Origin of the sequence: Actinomycetospora sp. CA-084318 (genome assembly GCF_050955885.1) — a bacterium.
GTDB lineage: Bacteria > Actinomycetota > Actinomycetes > Mycobacteriales > Pseudonocardiaceae > Actinomycetospora.
Genome location: NZ_CP192098.1, coordinates 4147447 through 4161766, shown reverse-complemented (window position 1 = coordinate 4161766; position 14320 = coordinate 4147447). Strand labels below are relative to the sequence as shown.

General features: G+C 73.1%; 19 protein-coding genes. 7 read left to right on the top strand and 12 right to left on the bottom strand.

What is annotated here, in order from left to right; all coding sequences use genetic code 11:
* Window positions 1–22 precede the first annotated feature (22 nt).
* Complete coding sequence (locus ACQPYX_RS20390) at window positions 23–940, top strand: molybdopterin-dependent oxidoreductase (RefSeq protein ID WP_433799107.1); 918 nt, start codon at window positions 23–25, stop codon at window positions 938–940.
* A gap of 54 nt (window positions 941–994) precedes the next feature.
* Window positions 995–2062 (top strand): alpha/beta fold hydrolase, encoded by a 1068-nt coding sequence (locus tag ACQPYX_RS20385; protein WP_433799106.1) that lies wholly within the window; start codon window positions 995–997, stop codon window positions 2060–2062.
* Here the strand turns inward: ACQPYX_RS20385 and ACQPYX_RS20380 are convergent.
* The 3 genes from ACQPYX_RS20380 to ACQPYX_RS20370 are packed head-to-tail and all read right to left on the bottom strand — an operon-like array spanning window position 2059 to window position 3594.
* On the bottom strand, window positions 2059–2559 hold the full coding sequence (locus ACQPYX_RS20380) for a hypothetical protein (RefSeq protein WP_433799105.1): 501 nt from the start codon (window positions 2557–2559) through the stop codon (window positions 2059–2061). The two genes, ACQPYX_RS20385 and ACQPYX_RS20380, sit on opposite strands and share 4 nt — an antisense overlap.
* Complete coding sequence (locus ACQPYX_RS20375; protein ID WP_433799104.1) at window positions 2556–2825, bottom strand: helix-turn-helix transcriptional regulator; 270 nt, start codon at window positions 2823–2825, stop codon at window positions 2556–2558. Before ACQPYX_RS20375 ends, ACQPYX_RS20380 begins: the two co-directional genes overlap by 4 nt.
* A 43-nt stretch (window positions 2826–2868) precedes the next feature.
* A complete protein-coding gene (locus ACQPYX_RS20370; protein WP_433799103.1) occupies window positions 2869–3594 on the bottom strand; it encodes a TetR/AcrR family transcriptional regulator in 726 nt (241 codons plus the stop codon).
* A 22-nt stretch (window positions 3595–3616) separates the two neighbouring features.
* Between ACQPYX_RS20370 and ACQPYX_RS20365 the strand changes: the two genes are divergently transcribed.
* From ACQPYX_RS20365 to ACQPYX_RS20350, 4 genes are read left to right on the top strand one after another with little or no spacing between them, the layout of a single operon-like run.
* Window positions 3617–4018: a VOC family protein gene (locus tag ACQPYX_RS20365; RefSeq protein WP_433799102.1), complete on the top strand. Its 402-nt coding sequence runs from the start codon at window positions 3617–3619 to the stop codon at window positions 4016–4018.
* On the top strand, window positions 4015–4518 hold the full coding sequence (locus ACQPYX_RS20360) for a GNAT family N-acetyltransferase (protein WP_433799101.1): 504 nt from the start codon (window positions 4015–4017) through the stop codon (window positions 4516–4518). The genes ACQPYX_RS20365 and ACQPYX_RS20360 overlap by 4 nt, the downstream gene beginning before the upstream one ends.
* Complete coding sequence (locus ACQPYX_RS20355) at window positions 4515–5267, top strand: HipA family kinase (RefSeq protein ID WP_433799100.1); 753 nt, start codon at window positions 4515–4517, stop codon at window positions 5265–5267. Before ACQPYX_RS20360 ends, ACQPYX_RS20355 begins: the two co-directional genes overlap by 4 nt.
* A complete protein-coding gene (locus ACQPYX_RS20350) occupies window positions 5255–5626 on the top strand; it encodes a DUF3037 domain-containing protein (protein ID WP_433799099.1) in 372 nt (123 codons plus the stop codon). Before ACQPYX_RS20355 ends, ACQPYX_RS20350 begins: the two co-directional genes overlap by 13 nt.
* A 70-nt stretch (window positions 5627–5696) precedes the next feature.
* Here ACQPYX_RS20350 and ACQPYX_RS20345 read toward each other — a convergent pair whose 3' ends face one another.
* The 5 genes from ACQPYX_RS20345 to ACQPYX_RS20325 all read right to left on the bottom strand — a co-directional run bounded on the left by ACQPYX_RS20345 (window position 5697) and on the right by ACQPYX_RS20325 (window position 10539).
* Window positions 5697–6101, bottom strand: a complete 405-nt coding sequence (locus ACQPYX_RS20345) for a type II toxin-antitoxin system VapC family toxin (RefSeq protein WP_433799098.1) — start codon at window positions 6099–6101, stop codon at window positions 5697–5699.
* A complete protein-coding gene (locus ACQPYX_RS20340) occupies window positions 6098–6280 on the bottom strand; it encodes a hypothetical protein (protein WP_433799097.1) in 183 nt (60 codons plus the stop codon). Before ACQPYX_RS20340 ends, ACQPYX_RS20345 begins: the two co-directional genes overlap by 4 nt.
* 146 nt (window positions 6281–6426) lie before the next feature.
* Window positions 6427–8508: a prolyl oligopeptidase family serine peptidase gene (locus tag ACQPYX_RS20335; protein ID WP_433799096.1), complete on the bottom strand. Its 2082-nt coding sequence runs from the start codon at window positions 8506–8508 to the stop codon at window positions 6427–6429.
* 182 nt (window positions 8509–8690) lie between these two features.
* Window positions 8691–9710 (bottom strand): alpha/beta fold hydrolase, encoded by a 1020-nt coding sequence (locus ACQPYX_RS20330; protein WP_433799095.1) that lies wholly within the window; start codon window positions 9708–9710, stop codon window positions 8691–8693.
* A gap of 55 nt (window positions 9711–9765) precedes the next feature.
* Window positions 9766–10539: a PadR family transcriptional regulator gene (locus tag ACQPYX_RS20325; protein WP_433799094.1), complete on the bottom strand. Its 774-nt coding sequence runs from the start codon at window positions 10537–10539 to the stop codon at window positions 9766–9768.
* Window positions 10540–10678: 139 nt separating this feature from the next.
* On the opposite strand from ACQPYX_RS20325, the gene ACQPYX_RS20320 reads away from it, so the two are divergent.
* A complete protein-coding gene (locus ACQPYX_RS20320; protein ID WP_433799093.1) occupies window positions 10679–11890 on the top strand; it encodes a nucleotide disphospho-sugar-binding domain-containing protein in 1212 nt (403 codons plus the stop codon).
* On the opposite strand, the gene ACQPYX_RS20315 is transcribed toward ACQPYX_RS20320, so the two are convergent.
* From ACQPYX_RS20315 to ACQPYX_RS20300, 4 genes are read right to left on the bottom strand one after another with little or no spacing between them, the layout of a single operon-like run.
* The gene (locus ACQPYX_RS20315; RefSeq protein WP_433799092.1) at window positions 11862–12113 is read right to left on the bottom strand and encodes a DUF6295 family protein; all 252 of its coding nucleotides are present in this window, start codon (window positions 12111–12113) and stop codon (window positions 11862–11864) included. The two genes, ACQPYX_RS20320 and ACQPYX_RS20315, sit on opposite strands and share 29 nt — an antisense overlap.
* Before the next feature lie 2 nt (window positions 12114–12115).
* A complete protein-coding gene (locus tag ACQPYX_RS20310; protein WP_433803771.1) occupies window positions 12116–12862 on the bottom strand; it encodes a dienelactone hydrolase family protein in 747 nt (248 codons plus the stop codon).
* 48 nt (window positions 12863–12910) lie between these two features.
* On the bottom strand, window positions 12911–13447 hold the full coding sequence (locus tag ACQPYX_RS20305; RefSeq protein ID WP_433799091.1) for a FumA C-terminus/TtdB family hydratase beta subunit: 537 nt from the start codon (window positions 13445–13447) through the stop codon (window positions 12911–12913).
* Window positions 13444–14298 (bottom strand): fumarate hydratase, encoded by an 855-nt coding sequence (locus ACQPYX_RS20300; RefSeq protein WP_433799090.1) that lies wholly within the window; start codon window positions 14296–14298, stop codon window positions 13444–13446. Before ACQPYX_RS20300 ends, ACQPYX_RS20305 begins: the two co-directional genes overlap by 4 nt.
* Window positions 14299–14320: the final 22 nt, after the last annotated feature.

Genomic DNA, 14320 nt, shown 5'->3' with positions numbered 1-14320 from the left:
TTCGTTCGGGGAGGGGGCGCCCGTGCAGGCGCGGATGGACCCGGTCGGAGCGGTCCGCCGGCTCGTGCCGCCGGAGCGCCTGACGAGCCGGGTCACCGCTCTCGACGACGCGTTCGTCATCGCGCACTTCGGCCTCGCCGCGCCCGAGCCGCGCCGACCGGTCGTCGTGAACGGGCTCGTGGACCGGGCGGTGGAGCTGACGCCGGACGACGTCCGCGCCCTGCCGCAGCGGCGCGTCGAGTCGGTGCACGAGTGCTTCGGCAACCCGCTGGCGCCGGGGGAGTGGGTGCGCCGCGCGGCGAACCTGGTGTGGACCGGCCCGCGGCTGCGCGACGTGCTCGACCTGGCGGGGATCGGCGAGGACGCGACCACACTCTGGGCCCGCGGCGCCGACCACGGCGAGTTCGGGGGCAGTTCGGCCCCGGACTACCTCAAGGACCTGCCGCTCGACGACGTCCTCGACCGCGCCCTCGTCGCGCACCGCTGCAACGACGAGCCCCTGCACACCCACCGCGGGGGGCCCCTGCGCCTCGTCGTCCCCGGGTACTTCGGCACGAACTCGGTGAAGTGGCTGACCGAGCTGACGCTCGCCGACCACCGCCCCGAGCACCTGTTCACCACGCGGCTCTACCTGCGTCCCGGTCCTCACGGCGGGTCGGTGCCGGTCCGGGAGCTCGACGTCACCTCGGTGGTCGTCGGCGTCGACGGCGGGGTGGCGCGCGGCTGGGCGTGGAGCTCCGTGCCCGTGACGCGCGTGGCGGTGACGGTCGACGGCAGGCCGGTCCGGGTCGAGCTCGAGCCGGCGCGGGGCCGGGCCTGGCAGGGGTTCCGGGCCGTCGTCGGGAGCGGCCGGACGATCACGGCGCGGGCGACGGACGCCACTGGTCGCACACAACCGACCTCCGGCGCCCGCAACGCCGTGCACGAGCTGCAGCTGTGATCCAGATCGCCGTAGGCTCCGGCGCGGAAGATCGACTCAGCGCGGAGGTCACGGATGACCGGCACCGACCGGCAGGGCTACTACTCGCACGCCCAGCAGGGTGAGCACGAGTACTTCGACCTCGGCGGGTTCGTCCTGCGGTCGGGCTACACGCTGCCCGGCGCCCAGCTCGCGTACCGCACGCACGGCACCCTGAACGCGGCCAGGGACAACCTGGTCCTCTTCCCGCACATGTACTCGGGCACCCCCTCGTCGCTCGACGACTACATCGGGCCGGGGAAGCCGGTCGACACCGAGAAGTACTTCGTCGTGTGCCCGGGGCAGCTCGGGGGCGGGATGTCGAGCTCGCCGTCGAACACCTCGCCGCCCTTCGACCGCGGCCAGTTCCCGTTCGTCTCGATCGCCGACGACGTCCTCGCGCAGTACCGGCTCGTCACCGAGCACTTCGAGGTCGAGCAGCTGCACGCCGTCCTCGGCTGGTCGATGGGCGCCCAGCAGACCTACGAGTGGGCGGCGCGCTTCCCCGACATGGTGCCGCGCGCGGCCGCGTTCGCGGGCACCGCGAAGACCCCGGTGCACAACCAGGTCTTCATCGACCTGCACATGGAGCTGCTCACGTCGGACCCGGCGTTCGCGGGCGGCTTCTACGCCGACGCCGCGGAGGTCCGGCTCGGCCTCACCCGCCACGCGATCGCGTTCTCGCTCGAGGGCTTCACACACGAGTGGTACCGCGGCGAGCACTGGCGCGGTCTCGGGTTCGCGTCGGCGAACGACTTCCGGCAGAGCTTCATCCGGGGCTACTTCGCGCCGATGGACCCGAACAACCTCGTCACCCAGGCGAACAAGTGGTTCGCCGGCGACATCTCGCCCCACGGCGGCGGGTCGCTGGAGGCGGCGCTCGGCAAGATCACCGCGCATTTCTTCGTGGTGCCGTTCGGCGGGGACAACTTCTTCCCGGTCGAGGACTGCGAGAACGAGGCCGGGCACCTGCCGCACGGCGAGCTGCGGGTGATCGACACCCCGGCGGGGCACTTCGCGATGTTCGGCCTCAAGCCCGAGGACGTCGAGCGGATCAGCGGCGTGATCACCGAGATGCTGTCGAGCCCGGGCTACACCGTCTAGTCGACGAGGTCGGCCGGCTCGTCCGGCAGCGTCCAGGCCAGGTGCCAGGAGGAGAGCATCCAGGCGGCGAACCAGAGGACGAAGCCCAGCAGGTAGGCCTGGCCCGGGACGGGGGCGTGCAGGGCGACGTACACCGCCGCCAGCACCGCCACGAGTCCGAGGACGATGCGCGCGGGATGGACCGCCGCCAGCGACCGGTCGCGCATCGTCCGCTGGGCCTCGTCCAACGTCGCGGCCCGGCGGTCGAACACGCCGCGCACGCCGAGGTTGACCACGCTGTGCACCGGGATGAAGAGCAGGAAGAGCACGGCGATGCCGATCTCGCCGATCCCGCGGTCGGCGACGTCGTAGGCCGCCCACAGGGCTGCGGCGGCGAGGACGAGGAACAGCACGACCTCGACCACCACCCCGCTCCGGCGGACGGCCCGTCGGCGGGTCCACGCGTAGCGCTCGGTGTCGAACCGGGGCGACGCGCCGAGCGTCCGGGAGGGTGTCATCGCGTGGTCCTTCCGTAGAGCTCGGTGCTGAGCGGGGCGAGGGGCTCGAGGCTGAAGACGGCCTCCACCGGCAGGCCGAACCAGCGGGCGATCTTGAGGGCGAGCGCCAGCGAGGGGCTGTACTCGCCGCGTTCGAGGTAGCCGATGGTCTGGGGGTGGACGCCGATCGCCTCGGCGAGCTCCTTCCGGCTGGTCCCGCGTTCGGTCCGCAGGACGGCGATGCGGTTGTGGACCGCATCCTCCTCGCGACGTGGCGTCCTTCCCATACCGTGGAATGTAGTATTAATGCTACGAGAAGCGCAAGGAGCGCTACGGGTCGATCAGGGCCGCCAGACCGTCCAGCACGCGCGCCGTCCCGAACGCCCACGCGGTGTCGGGGTGGCGTGCGCTGCGCTGTGCCTCGCCGGCCGCGGCCCCGACGCGGGTCGCCAGCGGGTACGACGACGGGTCGAGCACCTCGGCGAGCGCGGGCCCGGCCGTTGCCCACCAGGCCTCGTCGCCGGCCGGGTCGGAGCGGGTCTCCGTGCGGGCGGCCGCCGTCACGAAGTCGAGGACGAAGGTCAGCGCGGCGTCCCGGTCGACGTCGGACAGGCCGCACCCGTCGAAGGCGGCGAGCTCGTGCTCGTACTTCGCCGTCGTGCCTGGACCGAGGACCGGACGTCCCGGATCGACCGCGCCGACCCAGGGGTGTGCCCGGTACAGCGCGCGGTTCGCCTCCATGACGGCGAGCACCCGCTCCCGCCACCCGGGCCCACGCAGGTCGGCCCGGTCCATCGTCAGGAAGGCGTGGTCGACGACGAGGTCGACGAGCTCGGCCTTCCCGGGCACGTAGGTGTAGAGCGTCATCGGGGCGACGCCGAGCTCGGTGGCCAGTGCGCGCATCGTCAGGGGCTCGAGCCCGTGCGCGTCGGCGAGACGTGTGGCCGCCCGGACGACGTCGTCGAGGGTGAGACCGCGCGCCGGACCGCGGCGCGACGGAGGTGTCGTCCGCCAGAGCAGCGGGATGACGCGCGCCGGATCGGTCACGCCGTACATTGTACTGTGTACTATGTACGGGGTGAACGTCACCGCCACCGCGCTCAGCCTCACCGTCGCCGACCCCGCCGCCTCGGCGCGCTTCCTCGTCGAGCACTACGGGTTCACGGAGGTGATGAGCTCACCCGACGCCTTCCACTCGCTGACGCGGGAGGACGCCGGCGTCAACGTCGTCTTCCTCGCGACGGGCCTGCCGACCATGCCGCCCGAACAGCGGGACGTCACCGCGCAGGGGCTGATCCTGGCGTTCGTCGTTGACGACCTGGAGGGCGAGCTGGCCCGGCTGCAGGGTGAGGGCGTCGAGATCACGATGCCGCTGACGGTGGAGGAGTGGGGCGAGCGCGCGTTCCAGACCCGGGACCCCAACGGCGTGGTGGTCCAGCTCGTCGACTGGAACGGAGCGGGCGCGACAATGGACGCATGACCGGCCCGACCATCACGCTGCACGACGCCCGACCCGACACCGAGCCCGGTCTCGGCGCGCTGCGGGGGTACGTCGCCGACGTGATCGGCCGGATGAACGGGCGGCCGGCGACCGACGAGGAGATCGACGCGTTCGTCGCCGAGAGCCCGCACGGCGGGCTGGTGCCGCCCGAGGGGGTGTTCGTGCTCGCGACCGGCGCCGACGGTGTCCTCCTCGGGTGCGCCGGGCTGCGCGTCGTCGGGCCCGGCGTGCCCGACGACGCCGCGGAGATCAAGCGCATGTGGACGGCTCCGGCCGCGCGCGGGCTCGGCGTCGGGAAGGCCCTCCTGACCGACCTCCTCCGCCGGGCCCGCGAGGCCGGCTGCGCGCGCGTCGTCCTGGACACCCGCGCCGACCTCGTCGAGGCCCGCACGCTCTACGAGCGGGCCGGGTTCGTGGAGGTCGAGCCGTACAACGAGAACCCGTACGCGCAGGTCTGGTACGCCCTGGACCTGCGGTGAGGCGCGTTGTCGCGACCCGCTACGTGACGCCGCTGCGCGAGGGCGGGTCGCTGCCGGGGCTGGTGGAGGCGGACGACCTCGGCACGTACGTCGTCAAGTTCACCGGCGCCGGGCAGGGCGTGAAGGCGCTCGTCGCGGAGGTCGTCGCGGGCGGGATCGGCCGGGCGCTGGGGCTGCGGGTGCCCGAGCTCGTCGTCGTGGAGCTGGACCCGGTGGTCGCCCAGTCCGAGCCGGACTGGGAGGTCCAGGAGCTGCTCGCGCGCTCGGGCGGCGACAACCTGGGGATGGACTTCCTGCCGGGCGCGCTGGGGTTCGACCCGTTGGCGCACACCGTCGACGCCGAGGAAGCGGCGCGGATCCTGTGGTTCGACGCGTTCGTCGAGAACGTCGACCGCTCCTGGCGCAACCCGAACCTGCTCCGTTGGCACCGCGAGCTGTGGTGCATCGACCACGGCGCCTGCCTGTACTTCCACCACTCCTGGGCGCGCGCGGCCGCGGTGGTGGCGCGGCCCTACGACGCGTCCGACCACGTGCTCCGGCCCTTCACGACGGCGGACGCGCGGGCTTCCGCCGATGCGTCGCTGTCGTCGCTGGTGACGCGCCCGCTGCTCGAGGAGGTGGTCGCCGAGGTGCCCGACGACTGGCTCGTCGGGGGCCTCGACGCCGACTTCCCGACGGCGGGTGCGGCGCGCTCCGCGTACGTCGAGCACCTGCTGGCGCGCGTGGCGGAGCGGGCGTGGGCACCGTGAACACCTATGAGTGGGCGCCGTTGCGCGTGGTGCCGCGCGTCGACCGGGGCGAGTGCGTCAACGTCGGCGTCCTGCTCTACTGCCGGCACGCCGTGCTGCTGACGATGCGGCTGGCGCTGGACGTCGAGCGGCTGTCGACCTTGTTCCCGTCCCTCGACGTCGACGAGGTGGCGCTCGCCGTGGAGGCGTGGCCGCGGGTCGTGGCGGGGGAGGGCCCGGCGGGCGTGCTGTCGCCGGGCGAGCGGTTCCGGTGGCTGACGGCGCCCCGGTCGACGGTCGTCCAGGCCGGTCCGGTGCACACCGGGCTCACGGCCGACCCGGAGGCTGAGGTCGACCGCCTGCTGGCGCGCCTGGTCTGAGGCCCCCGCCTGGCAGCGAAGCGTCGTTGCCGGCGTCCAGTGGCAGTTCCGCCACTTCGTCGGGTCGGGCTCAGCCGGGCGGCAGCAGCTCGAGACCCTCGTGCTCGGCGAAGTCCGCGAAGTCGCGCAGGTTGAACGTCGCGAGCGGGACGTCCCGGGTCAGGCAGCACGCTGCGATCCAGGTGTCGTTGGCAGGACGTGGTCGGCCACGAAGACGCGCGAACGCCTGGATCTCACCCCAGCGGTGAGCAACGGCCTCGTCGTAGGGCAGGACCACGAGCGCAGCCAGGAAGCGGCGCATCGCGGCGAGCCGCCGAGGTCCCCACCGCCTGACCAACGTCCACGTCGTGAGTTCCCCGAGGGTCACGAAGGTGATGGCCGGAACTCGTCCCGCCACGTTCTCGGCGAGCGCCGCAGGCGCCCGCCCGAGGGTCAGCGCGGACGCTGCGTCCGTGTCGAGGACGAGAAGACTCACGAGCGTCGGCGCGAGGCGTAGAGATCGCGCAGGAACTCCTCGTACTCCTCGTCGGACGAGAAGGCGTCCTCCTGGGCCAGGTCGTCGGCCGAACGCACCGGCTTCACCCCTTGCCGGCGGATGAGCTCCTCGGTCGGGACGTGGTCGTCGCCGTGCTCGGGCCTCGACGTGGTCGACATGGCGATCACCTCCTCGCCACGAGGATGGCACGACACCGGTAGCGCTCGGCGCGGTTCGCCATATCGCCAGCCCCTCAGATCGACGATGTGGAGAACCTGCCACTGGACGCCGGCAACGACGCTTTCCTGCCACGACGGGGAGGGGATCAGCCCACCACGCGCCGGCAGAACTCCAGCACCAGCGCCCACTGGAAGGCCCGCTGTGCGTTGTCGGCTGCACCGCCGTGGCCGCCCTCGACGTTCTCGTAGTACTCGACGGGATGCCCGTACTCCCGCAGGCGCGCGACGAACTTGCGCGCGTGCCCGGGGTGGACGCGGTCGTCGCGGGTCGAGGTCGTGACCAGGATCGACGGGTACGTCGCGTCCTTCGTCAGGTGCTGATAGGGCGAGTACTGCGAGATGAACGCCCAGTCGTCGGGGTCGTCGGGCTCCCCGTACTCCGCCTGCCACGACGCCCCGGCGAGCAGCAGGTGGAACCGCCGCATGTCCAGCAGCGGCACCATCACCACGACCGCCCCGAACAGCTCCGGGTACCGCGTGATCATCACGCCCATGAGCAGGCCGCCGTTGGACCCGCCGTGGATCGCGAGCTGGGCCGCGGTCGTGATCCTGCGGTCGACGAGGTCGCGCGCGACCGCCGCGAAGTCGGCGTACGCCCGGTGCCGGTTCTCGCGCAGCGCCGAGGTGTGCCACTCCGGCCCGTACTCCCCGCCCCCGCGGATGTTCGCGACGACGTACGTCCCGCCCCGGGCGATCCACCCCCGTCCCATCACGCCGGAGTACGAGGGCGTCAGCGAGATCTCGAACCCGCCGTACCCCGTCATCAGGACCGGCCCCGGCTCGGAGCGCTCCTTCCCGACGACGAAGTAGGGCACCTTCGTGCCGTCCTCGCTCGTCGCGAAGAACTGGCGGACGGTGACGCCGGAGGTGTCCCAGAAGGCGGGGGCGGAGCGCAGCGTCTCCAGCGGTGCGTCCTCGTCGGCCGACGCCCCGAGCACCGTACGCGCGAAGGTCGAGGGGCGGGTGAAGCCGTCGGTGTCGAGGAAGATCTCGTCGGACTCGTCGGGGTCGGTCCCGACCACGGCGACCTCGGCGAACGCCTCGCCGGTCGGCAGCTCGCGCCGCGCCCAGTCGCCGGCGGCCCACCGCTCGGGGCCCGCGGGCGGGGTCAGCACCTCGAGGCGGGTCGCGACGTCCTCGAGCACGGTCAGGATCAGGTAGCTCTTCGTCCACGACCAGCCCGAGAGCGACCGCGAGGCCGTCGGCGTGAACAGCACCGTGTGCTCGCGCGACCCGCCCAGGAAGCCCTCGGCGTCGAAGGCGAGCAGGGTGCCCGCGGCGTACTCGGTGCCGGAGACCGTCCACGGCGAGCGGGTGCGGACGAGCAGCCAGGCGCGGTCGATGTCGGTGTCCGCGTCGGCCGGCGCGTCGATCTTGACGAGCGAGGAGTCGGGGCGGAGGACGAACTCCTCGACGGTGTGGAAGTCGGGGCTGCGGCCCACCATCTCCCGCTCGAACCCGCGCGTGCGGTCCTTGCCGGCGAACGCGGAGACGTCGGTCTCCTGCGCCTCGAAGACGACCGGCGCCTCGGTCACCGGGGTGCCGCGGGACCAGCGCCGCATCACGCGCGGGTAGCCCGACGTCGTCATCGAGCCGGGTCCGAGGTCGGTCCCGACGAAGACGGTGTCGTCGTCGATCCACGACACACGGCTCTTGGCCTCGGGCAGCGTGAAGCCGCCCTCGTCCGCCGTCAGGAAGCGCTTCGCCTCGAGGTCGAACTCGCGGACGACCGTCGCGTCCGCGCCGCCGCGGGAGAGCTGGACGAGCGCGCGCGTGTAGTCCGGCCAGCGCGCGGCCGCGCCGGCCCACACCCAGTTCTCGTCCTCGTCGCGGGCCAGGGCGTCGACGTCGAGCAGCAGCTCCCAGGTCGGGTCGCCGGTGCGGTAGTCGTCGAGCGTGGTCCGGCGCCACAGGCCGCGAGGGTGCTCGGCGTCCTGCCAGAAGTTGTAGAGCAGCTCGCCCCGGCGACGGGTGTAGGGGATGCGGTCGTCGGAGTCGAGGACCGCGCGCAGCCCGTCGCGCAGCTCGCCGAACCGCTCGGTGTCGGTGAGCCGTCCCAGGCTCTCGGCGTTCCGCTCGCGGACCCAGCTCAGGGCCTCGTCGCCGGTGACGTCCTCGAGCCAGAGGTACGGGTCGTCGGTCTCGGTCGTCGCCGGTGTCGAGGTCACCTGATCAGTCTGCCCACTGGGACCGGATCATGCCTCCGACGCACCGCCGCGCGAGTGCGGCGGAGTGCGTCAGCGCTGGTGCACCTCGCCGCACTCGCGGCTGTCCGGGTCCCACGGAGGACCACAGGGAGGAGCCTCCTCGAACAGATGTAGCGGATTCGGACGCCCAGGCCTCGAATCCGCTACATCTCGCGACTCGGGGTCGGGCTCGTCACCGGCACCGACCCGTCGTCGGGACGTGCCCCCGTGCGCAGCAGGGCGCGCCACTCCGACGGGCTCCAGGCCACCGGCTCGGTTGCGGCCAGGAACTCGCGCAGCACCGCGACGAAGCGGCGCGGGTCGGTGTGGAACGGGAAGTGTCCGGCACGCTCGAACACCTCGAGCCGACTGCCGGGCATCGCCTCGTGCGCGGTGCGTCCGTGCTCGACCGGGACGACCATGTCCTCCGAGCCCCACACGAGCAGGGTCGGCATGCCGGCCGTCAGGTAGCAGCGGTCGAGCATGGTGACCACCTGCCCGCGCCAGTCGACGACCGCGCGCAGCGTGCGCAGGAAGGCCGAGCGGCTGGTGGCGTCGGGCAGGGCGTCGACGAGGCGCACGAGGTCCTCGGCGTCGCGGCCGAGCCCGGTGTCGAGCTGCTGGAGGAACCGCAGCACCACCTCCGTCTGGAACCGCACGCCGGGCCAGCCCAGCACGGGCAGCAGGAGGTCGGCGAACGGCAGCGAGGCGGCGCGCAGGGCGGGGGTGACCGAGCGGGCCACGCCGCCGGCGCCGACGAGCACGAGGCGTTCGGTGCGCTCGGGGTACTGGTAGGCGAACTGCATCGCGACCCCGCCACCGAGCGAGTGGCCGACCAGCGTCGCGCGGTCGACGTCGAGGACCGAGAGCAGGTCGCGCATCCCGTTGGCGTAGGCGCCGATCGAGTAGTCGCCGCGGGGCTTGTCGGAGCCGCCGTGGCCGAGCAGGTCGGGGGCGATCACGGTGTGGTCGCGCGCGAGGTCGTCGAGGACCGGCCCCCAGGTCGAGGAGTCGTCACCGATCCCGTGGATCAGCAGCAGGACCGGCCCGTCGCCGGCGCGGCGGAAGGCCCGCCGGTACCCGTGGACCGTGCGGTACTGCAGCGCCCACCGCTCCCCGGCGACCCGGCGTGCGACCGGACCGGGGGACGGCGGGGCGCTCCCGCCCGCGAACAGGCCCAGCACGCGCTCCTCCTCGTCGTCACCGGAGACGATCGAGGGTAGGAGCGTCGTGTGACGGTCACGTTGCGGTCTCGTCGGCGTCGTCGCCGGGCTCGTCGTCACCCTGGGAGGAGACCTCGGGGGAGACCTCGGCCAGCAGCAGGTAGAGCCGTCGGCGGGCCTCGTCGAGGACCTTCGTCGCCTCGGTCACCTGCGCGGGCGTGCCCACCTGGGCGACCTGGGCGACCGCCCCGGCCAGCCCGCGACCGGCGGTGCGCAGGTCACCGAACCCGTCCTGGGCGCCCGCCTCGACCTGGGACCACACCGCGTCCAGCTCGGCGGCGTGCTCCTCCACGTAGGTGCGACCCGCGTCGGTGAGGTGCACGAGCGTGCGACCCTCCGACTTCTCGGTGTGCACCAGGCCCTCGTCGGCCAGCTGCGAGACGGTCGGGTAGACCGAGCCCGGGCTGGGCTTCCACGAGCCGCCCGAACGCTCGGCGATCTCCTGGATGATCTGGTAGCCGTGGCGCGACTCCTCGCGCAGCAGGGCCAGGATCGCGAGCCGGACGTCGCCGCGCGAACGACGGCCGCGACCGTGCGGGCCGCCGTGACCGTGGCGGCCGTGCTCACCCTCGGGGCGCTCGAACGGGCCGCCGCGTCCACGGCCGCCGCGTCCGCGGGGGCCGGGACCGCCGGGGCCGAAGGGGGGCCCGAAGTCCATGCCGAAGGGGCCTCCACCCCGACGGCGGGGCGCGCCGCGGCGGGGGCCGCCGGGCTCGCCGTGCTCGGGGTCGCCGTGTCCGCGGTGGCCCCGCTTGTGCGCCCAACTCGGGCGCTCGTTGATGTCGAACATGGTGGTTCGATCCTCTCGTTGTGTCTCGCCGACTGTCGGCGATGGCTCAACGATATATCGCGAACGCTCGCGATGCAACCCGTCCGCACGAGGAGCAACCGGATAGCGCCTGCAACGACCGGAGGGGCAGGCTGATCGGGTGCGCATCCTGTTCGCCACCGCGCCCGGGTACGGGCTGACGCTGCCGGTGATCCCCCTGACCTGGGCGGCCCGCGCCGAGGGGCACGAGGTCCTGCTCGCGACGACGTCCGCGATGGTCGACGTCGGCGCCCGCGCCGGGCTCGCGGTGCACGACGTGTTCCCCGAGCGGGACGTGTGGGCCGACGTCATGACGATGGTGGGGTCGTCGGGCGACCCCGGCGGGGAGATGCCCGGGATCTATCGCCTGGCCGCGCAGGACCCTGGCCCGTTCTCGCTGTTCACCGCCACCATGACCGAGGGGACCGTGGCGGCCGGGCGGGCCTTCGGCGCCGATCTGGTGGTGACCACGTCCGACCACGGAGCCGGGACGCTCACGGCGGCGGCGCTCGACGTGCCGGTGCTGGAGGTCGGCAACCGCATCTCCTGGTCGACACGCGACCGCCGGGACGAGCTGGACCGGTTCACCGGCGGCCCCGTCGTGGAGCACGTCCGCGCGAGTCTGGGGATCGACGGCACTCCGGTGCCGGTCGCCCGGATCGACGTCCGTGCGCCCAGCATGGGCGGGATGGCCCCGGACGCCGAGCAGGCCGACCCCCGCGACGGCGCGCCCTGGTGGCCGATGCGGTTCGTGCCCTACAACGGCGGGACGGTCGTGCCCGACTGGGCCGCCCGTCGTCCGGAACGCCCGCGGATCGCGGTCACCCTCGGGACCGTCGTGCCCGCGATGAGCGGGGTGTCGAGCCTCGTCGTCGTGCTGGAGGCCCTCGGCGGGATGGACGTGGAGGTCGTGCTCGCCGCGGGCGACGCCGACCTCGGCGGGCTCGGCGCGCTGCCCGCGAACGTGCGGTCGATCGGCTACCTGCCGCTCTCGGCCTTCGTGCCGTCGTGCGCGGCCGTCGTCCACCACGGCGGCTCCGGCACGACCGCGACGCCGCTGTTCTACGGCGTGCCGCAGCTCGTGCTGCCCTCGTTCGCCGACAACCCGATGTCGGCCGAGCGGGTCGTGGCGCGGGGTGTCGGGCTCTCGTACGACCCGGCGGGCGTCGACGCCGCCACGGTGCGCGACGCGGTCGGCCGGCTGCTCGACGAGCCGTCCTTCCGCGCCGCCGCCCGCGAGGTGGCCGCCGAGATGGCGACCCAGCCCAGCCCCGCGGCGGTGCTGGACCGGGCCGTCGCGCGGCTCAGTGGTGCTGCGCCCGCTCCACGGTGACCTCGAGCGCCGCGAGCAGCTCCCGGGCCGACTCGAGCGAGAGCTCGACGGCGACCCGGGACCCCGGCTCGCGGCCCAGGAAGTCGATGTTCACGGTGTGCGCGTCCGGGGCGTGGACGGGGTGGTCGTAGTAGACCGTCGCGGAGTTCATCGGCTGCCAGCCCTCACGCGTCTTCCCGGACGACCGTGCGAGCGTGACCTTCTCGGTCGAGTAGGTGCACACGGTCAGCTCCCCAGGTGCCGGGCGAGGAAGGCGGAGACGCGCTGCCACCCGTCCACCGCCGCCTCGGGACGGTAGGAGGGCCGATCGACGGAGAAGAACGCGTGGCCCGCGCCGTCGTAGCGGTGGAACTCGTAGGTCTTGCCGTTCTCCTGGAGCAGCTTCTCCAGCTCGTCGACCTGCTCGGGGGAGGGATAGGAGTCGTCGTTGCCGAAGAGCCCGAGCAGCGGCGCGCCCAGCTCCGGGATGCGGTCGGCCAGCGGGCTGACCTGCAGCGGGAACCCCTCGGGCGGGGTGCCGACGACGAAGGCGCCGTAGCAGTCGACCGTCGCCTGGACGTCGACCGCGATCCCGGTGAGCACCGCCTGCCGCCCGCCCGAGCAGTAGCCGATCGCGCCGACCTTCCCCGTCGCGGTCGGCAGGCTGCGCAGCCAGCGGGCGGCGCCCTGCGCGTCGCCGACGAAGCGCTCGTCGGGCACGCCACCCTGTGCGCGGGCGGTGGCGGCCGCGTCGTCGGGCTCGGCGTCCGGGGCCTCGCGGGTGTAGAGGTTCGGGCAGATCGCGGAGTAGCCCATCGTCGCGAAGCGACGGGTGATCTCCTTGGACTCCCGGTCGTAGCCGGGCATGTGGTGGATGACGATCATGCCGGGGTGCGGGCCCGGACTCATGGGGCGGGCGGTGTAGGCCTCGATGAGGTCGTCACCGTGACCGCGGATGCCGATCGTCTCCGCGAGGGTCGCGTCGTAGCGCATGCCGTGCATCCGAGCACTTCACGACGACGGGTGCACGGCCGGTGTCCGTTATCGCCGGTACCGCGCCGGACCGTCGTCGTAGAGGTCGCCACCGTGCAGGTCGTTCACGACGAGGGCCGGGAAGTCCTCGATCGTCAGCTTCCGCACCGCCTCCGCGCCGAGGTCGGAGTACGCCACGATCTCGGCCGAGGTGATGCACCGGGAGAGCAGTGCCGCGGTGCCCTCGATCGCGCCGAAGTAGACGCAGCCGTGCTCGAGCATCGAGGCCTTCACCTCGGCGTTCCGCCGTCCCTTGCCGATCATCGCGGCGAGCCCGCGCTCGACGAGGGCGGGGGAGTAGGCGTCGCACCGACTCGCCGTCGTCGGTCCGGCGCTGCCGATCACGTGCCCGGGACGGGCCGGGGTGGGTCCGACGAAGTAGATGGTCGCGCCCGCGACGTCGAAGGGCAGGTCCTCGCCCGCGTCGATCGCCTCGAGGAACCGGGCGTGGGCGGCGTCGCGGGCGGTGTAGACGGTGCCGGTGAGCGTGACGGAGTCGCCGGCGTGCAGCGCCGACGGGTCGGCCAACGGCAGGGTCAGCCTCACAGGGTCACGCTCCGCACCCGGTGGGAGTGGCAGTCCAGGTTGATCGCGACCGGGAACGCCGCGATGTGCGTCGGGTACGCCTCGACGTGCACCGCGACGGTGGTCACCGTGCCGCCGAACCCGGCCGGCCCGATCCCCGTGGCGTTGATGGCGTCGACGAGCTCGGCCTCCAACTCGGCGAGCTTCGGGTCCGGCGACGGCGACCCGGTGGGGTTCCGGGTGAGCGCACGCTTGGCGAGGACCGCGGCCCGGTCGAACGTGCCGCCCATCCCGATCCCGACCGTCACCGGCGGGCTCGCGCTCGGCCCCGCCTGCTCGATCGTCTCGACGACGAAGCGCTTCATCCCCTCGACGCCGGCCGCCGGGGTGAGCATGCGCAACGCGCTCATGTTGTCGCACCCCGCGCCCTTGACCAGCAGCGTCAGCTCGATCCCGGAGCCGGGCACGAGGTCGTAGTGGACCATCGCGGGGGTGTTGTCGCCGGTGTTGACGCGGTCGACGGGCGAGCGCACCAGCGACGCGCGCAGGTAGCCGTCGGAGTACCCCTCGGTCACCCCGCGGTCGATCGCCTCGGCCAGCGAGCCCCCGGTGAAGTGCACGTCCTGCCCGATCGTCAGGAACACGACGGCGTAACCGGTGTCCTGGCAGAAGGCGATCCGCTCCGCGGCCGACACCCGGGCGTTCTCCAGCAGCCGGTCGAACACCTCGCGCCCGATCGGCGACTCCTCGGCCTCGCGCCCCCGCTGCAGCGCTGCGACGTGGTCCTCGCGGAGCTCGTGGTTGGCCTCGACGCACAGCTTCCGGACGACGGCCTCGACCTCGGCGACGTCGACCGCGCGCACCTCGCTCACGCCTGCGACCTCACCACAGCGC

Excerpts from the sequence above, each read along its gene's own strand:
- ACQPYX_RS20370 (WP_433799103.1), bottom strand. The coding sequence starts at position 3,594 with ATGTACGGCGTGACCGATCCGGCGCGCGTCATCCCGCTGCTCTGGCGG.
- ACQPYX_RS20385 (WP_433799106.1), top strand. The coding sequence starts at position 995 with ATGACCGGCACCGACCGGCAGGGCTACTACTCGCACGCCCAGCAGGGT.
- ACQPYX_RS20375 (WP_433799104.1), bottom strand. The coding sequence starts at position 2,825 with ATGGGAAGGACGCCACGTCGCGAGGAGGATGCGGTCCACAACCGCATC.
- ACQPYX_RS20310 (WP_433803771.1), bottom strand. The coding sequence starts at position 12,862 with ATGCGCTACGACGCGACCCTCGCGGAGACGATCGGCATCCGCGGTCAC.
- ACQPYX_RS20360 (WP_433799101.1), top strand. The coding sequence starts at position 4,015 with ATGACCGGCCCGACCATCACGCTGCACGACGCCCGACCCGACACCGAG.
- ACQPYX_RS20340 (WP_433799097.1), bottom strand. The coding sequence starts at position 6,280 with ATGTCGACCACGTCGAGGCCCGAGCACGGCGACGACCACGTCCCGACC.
- ACQPYX_RS20380 (WP_433799105.1), bottom strand. The coding sequence starts at position 2,559 with ATGACACCCTCCCGGACGCTCGGCGCGTCGCCCCGGTTCGACACCGAG.
- ACQPYX_RS20325 (WP_433799094.1), bottom strand. The coding sequence starts at position 10,539 with ATGTTCGACATCAACGAGCGCCCGAGTTGGGCGCACAAGCGGGGCCAC.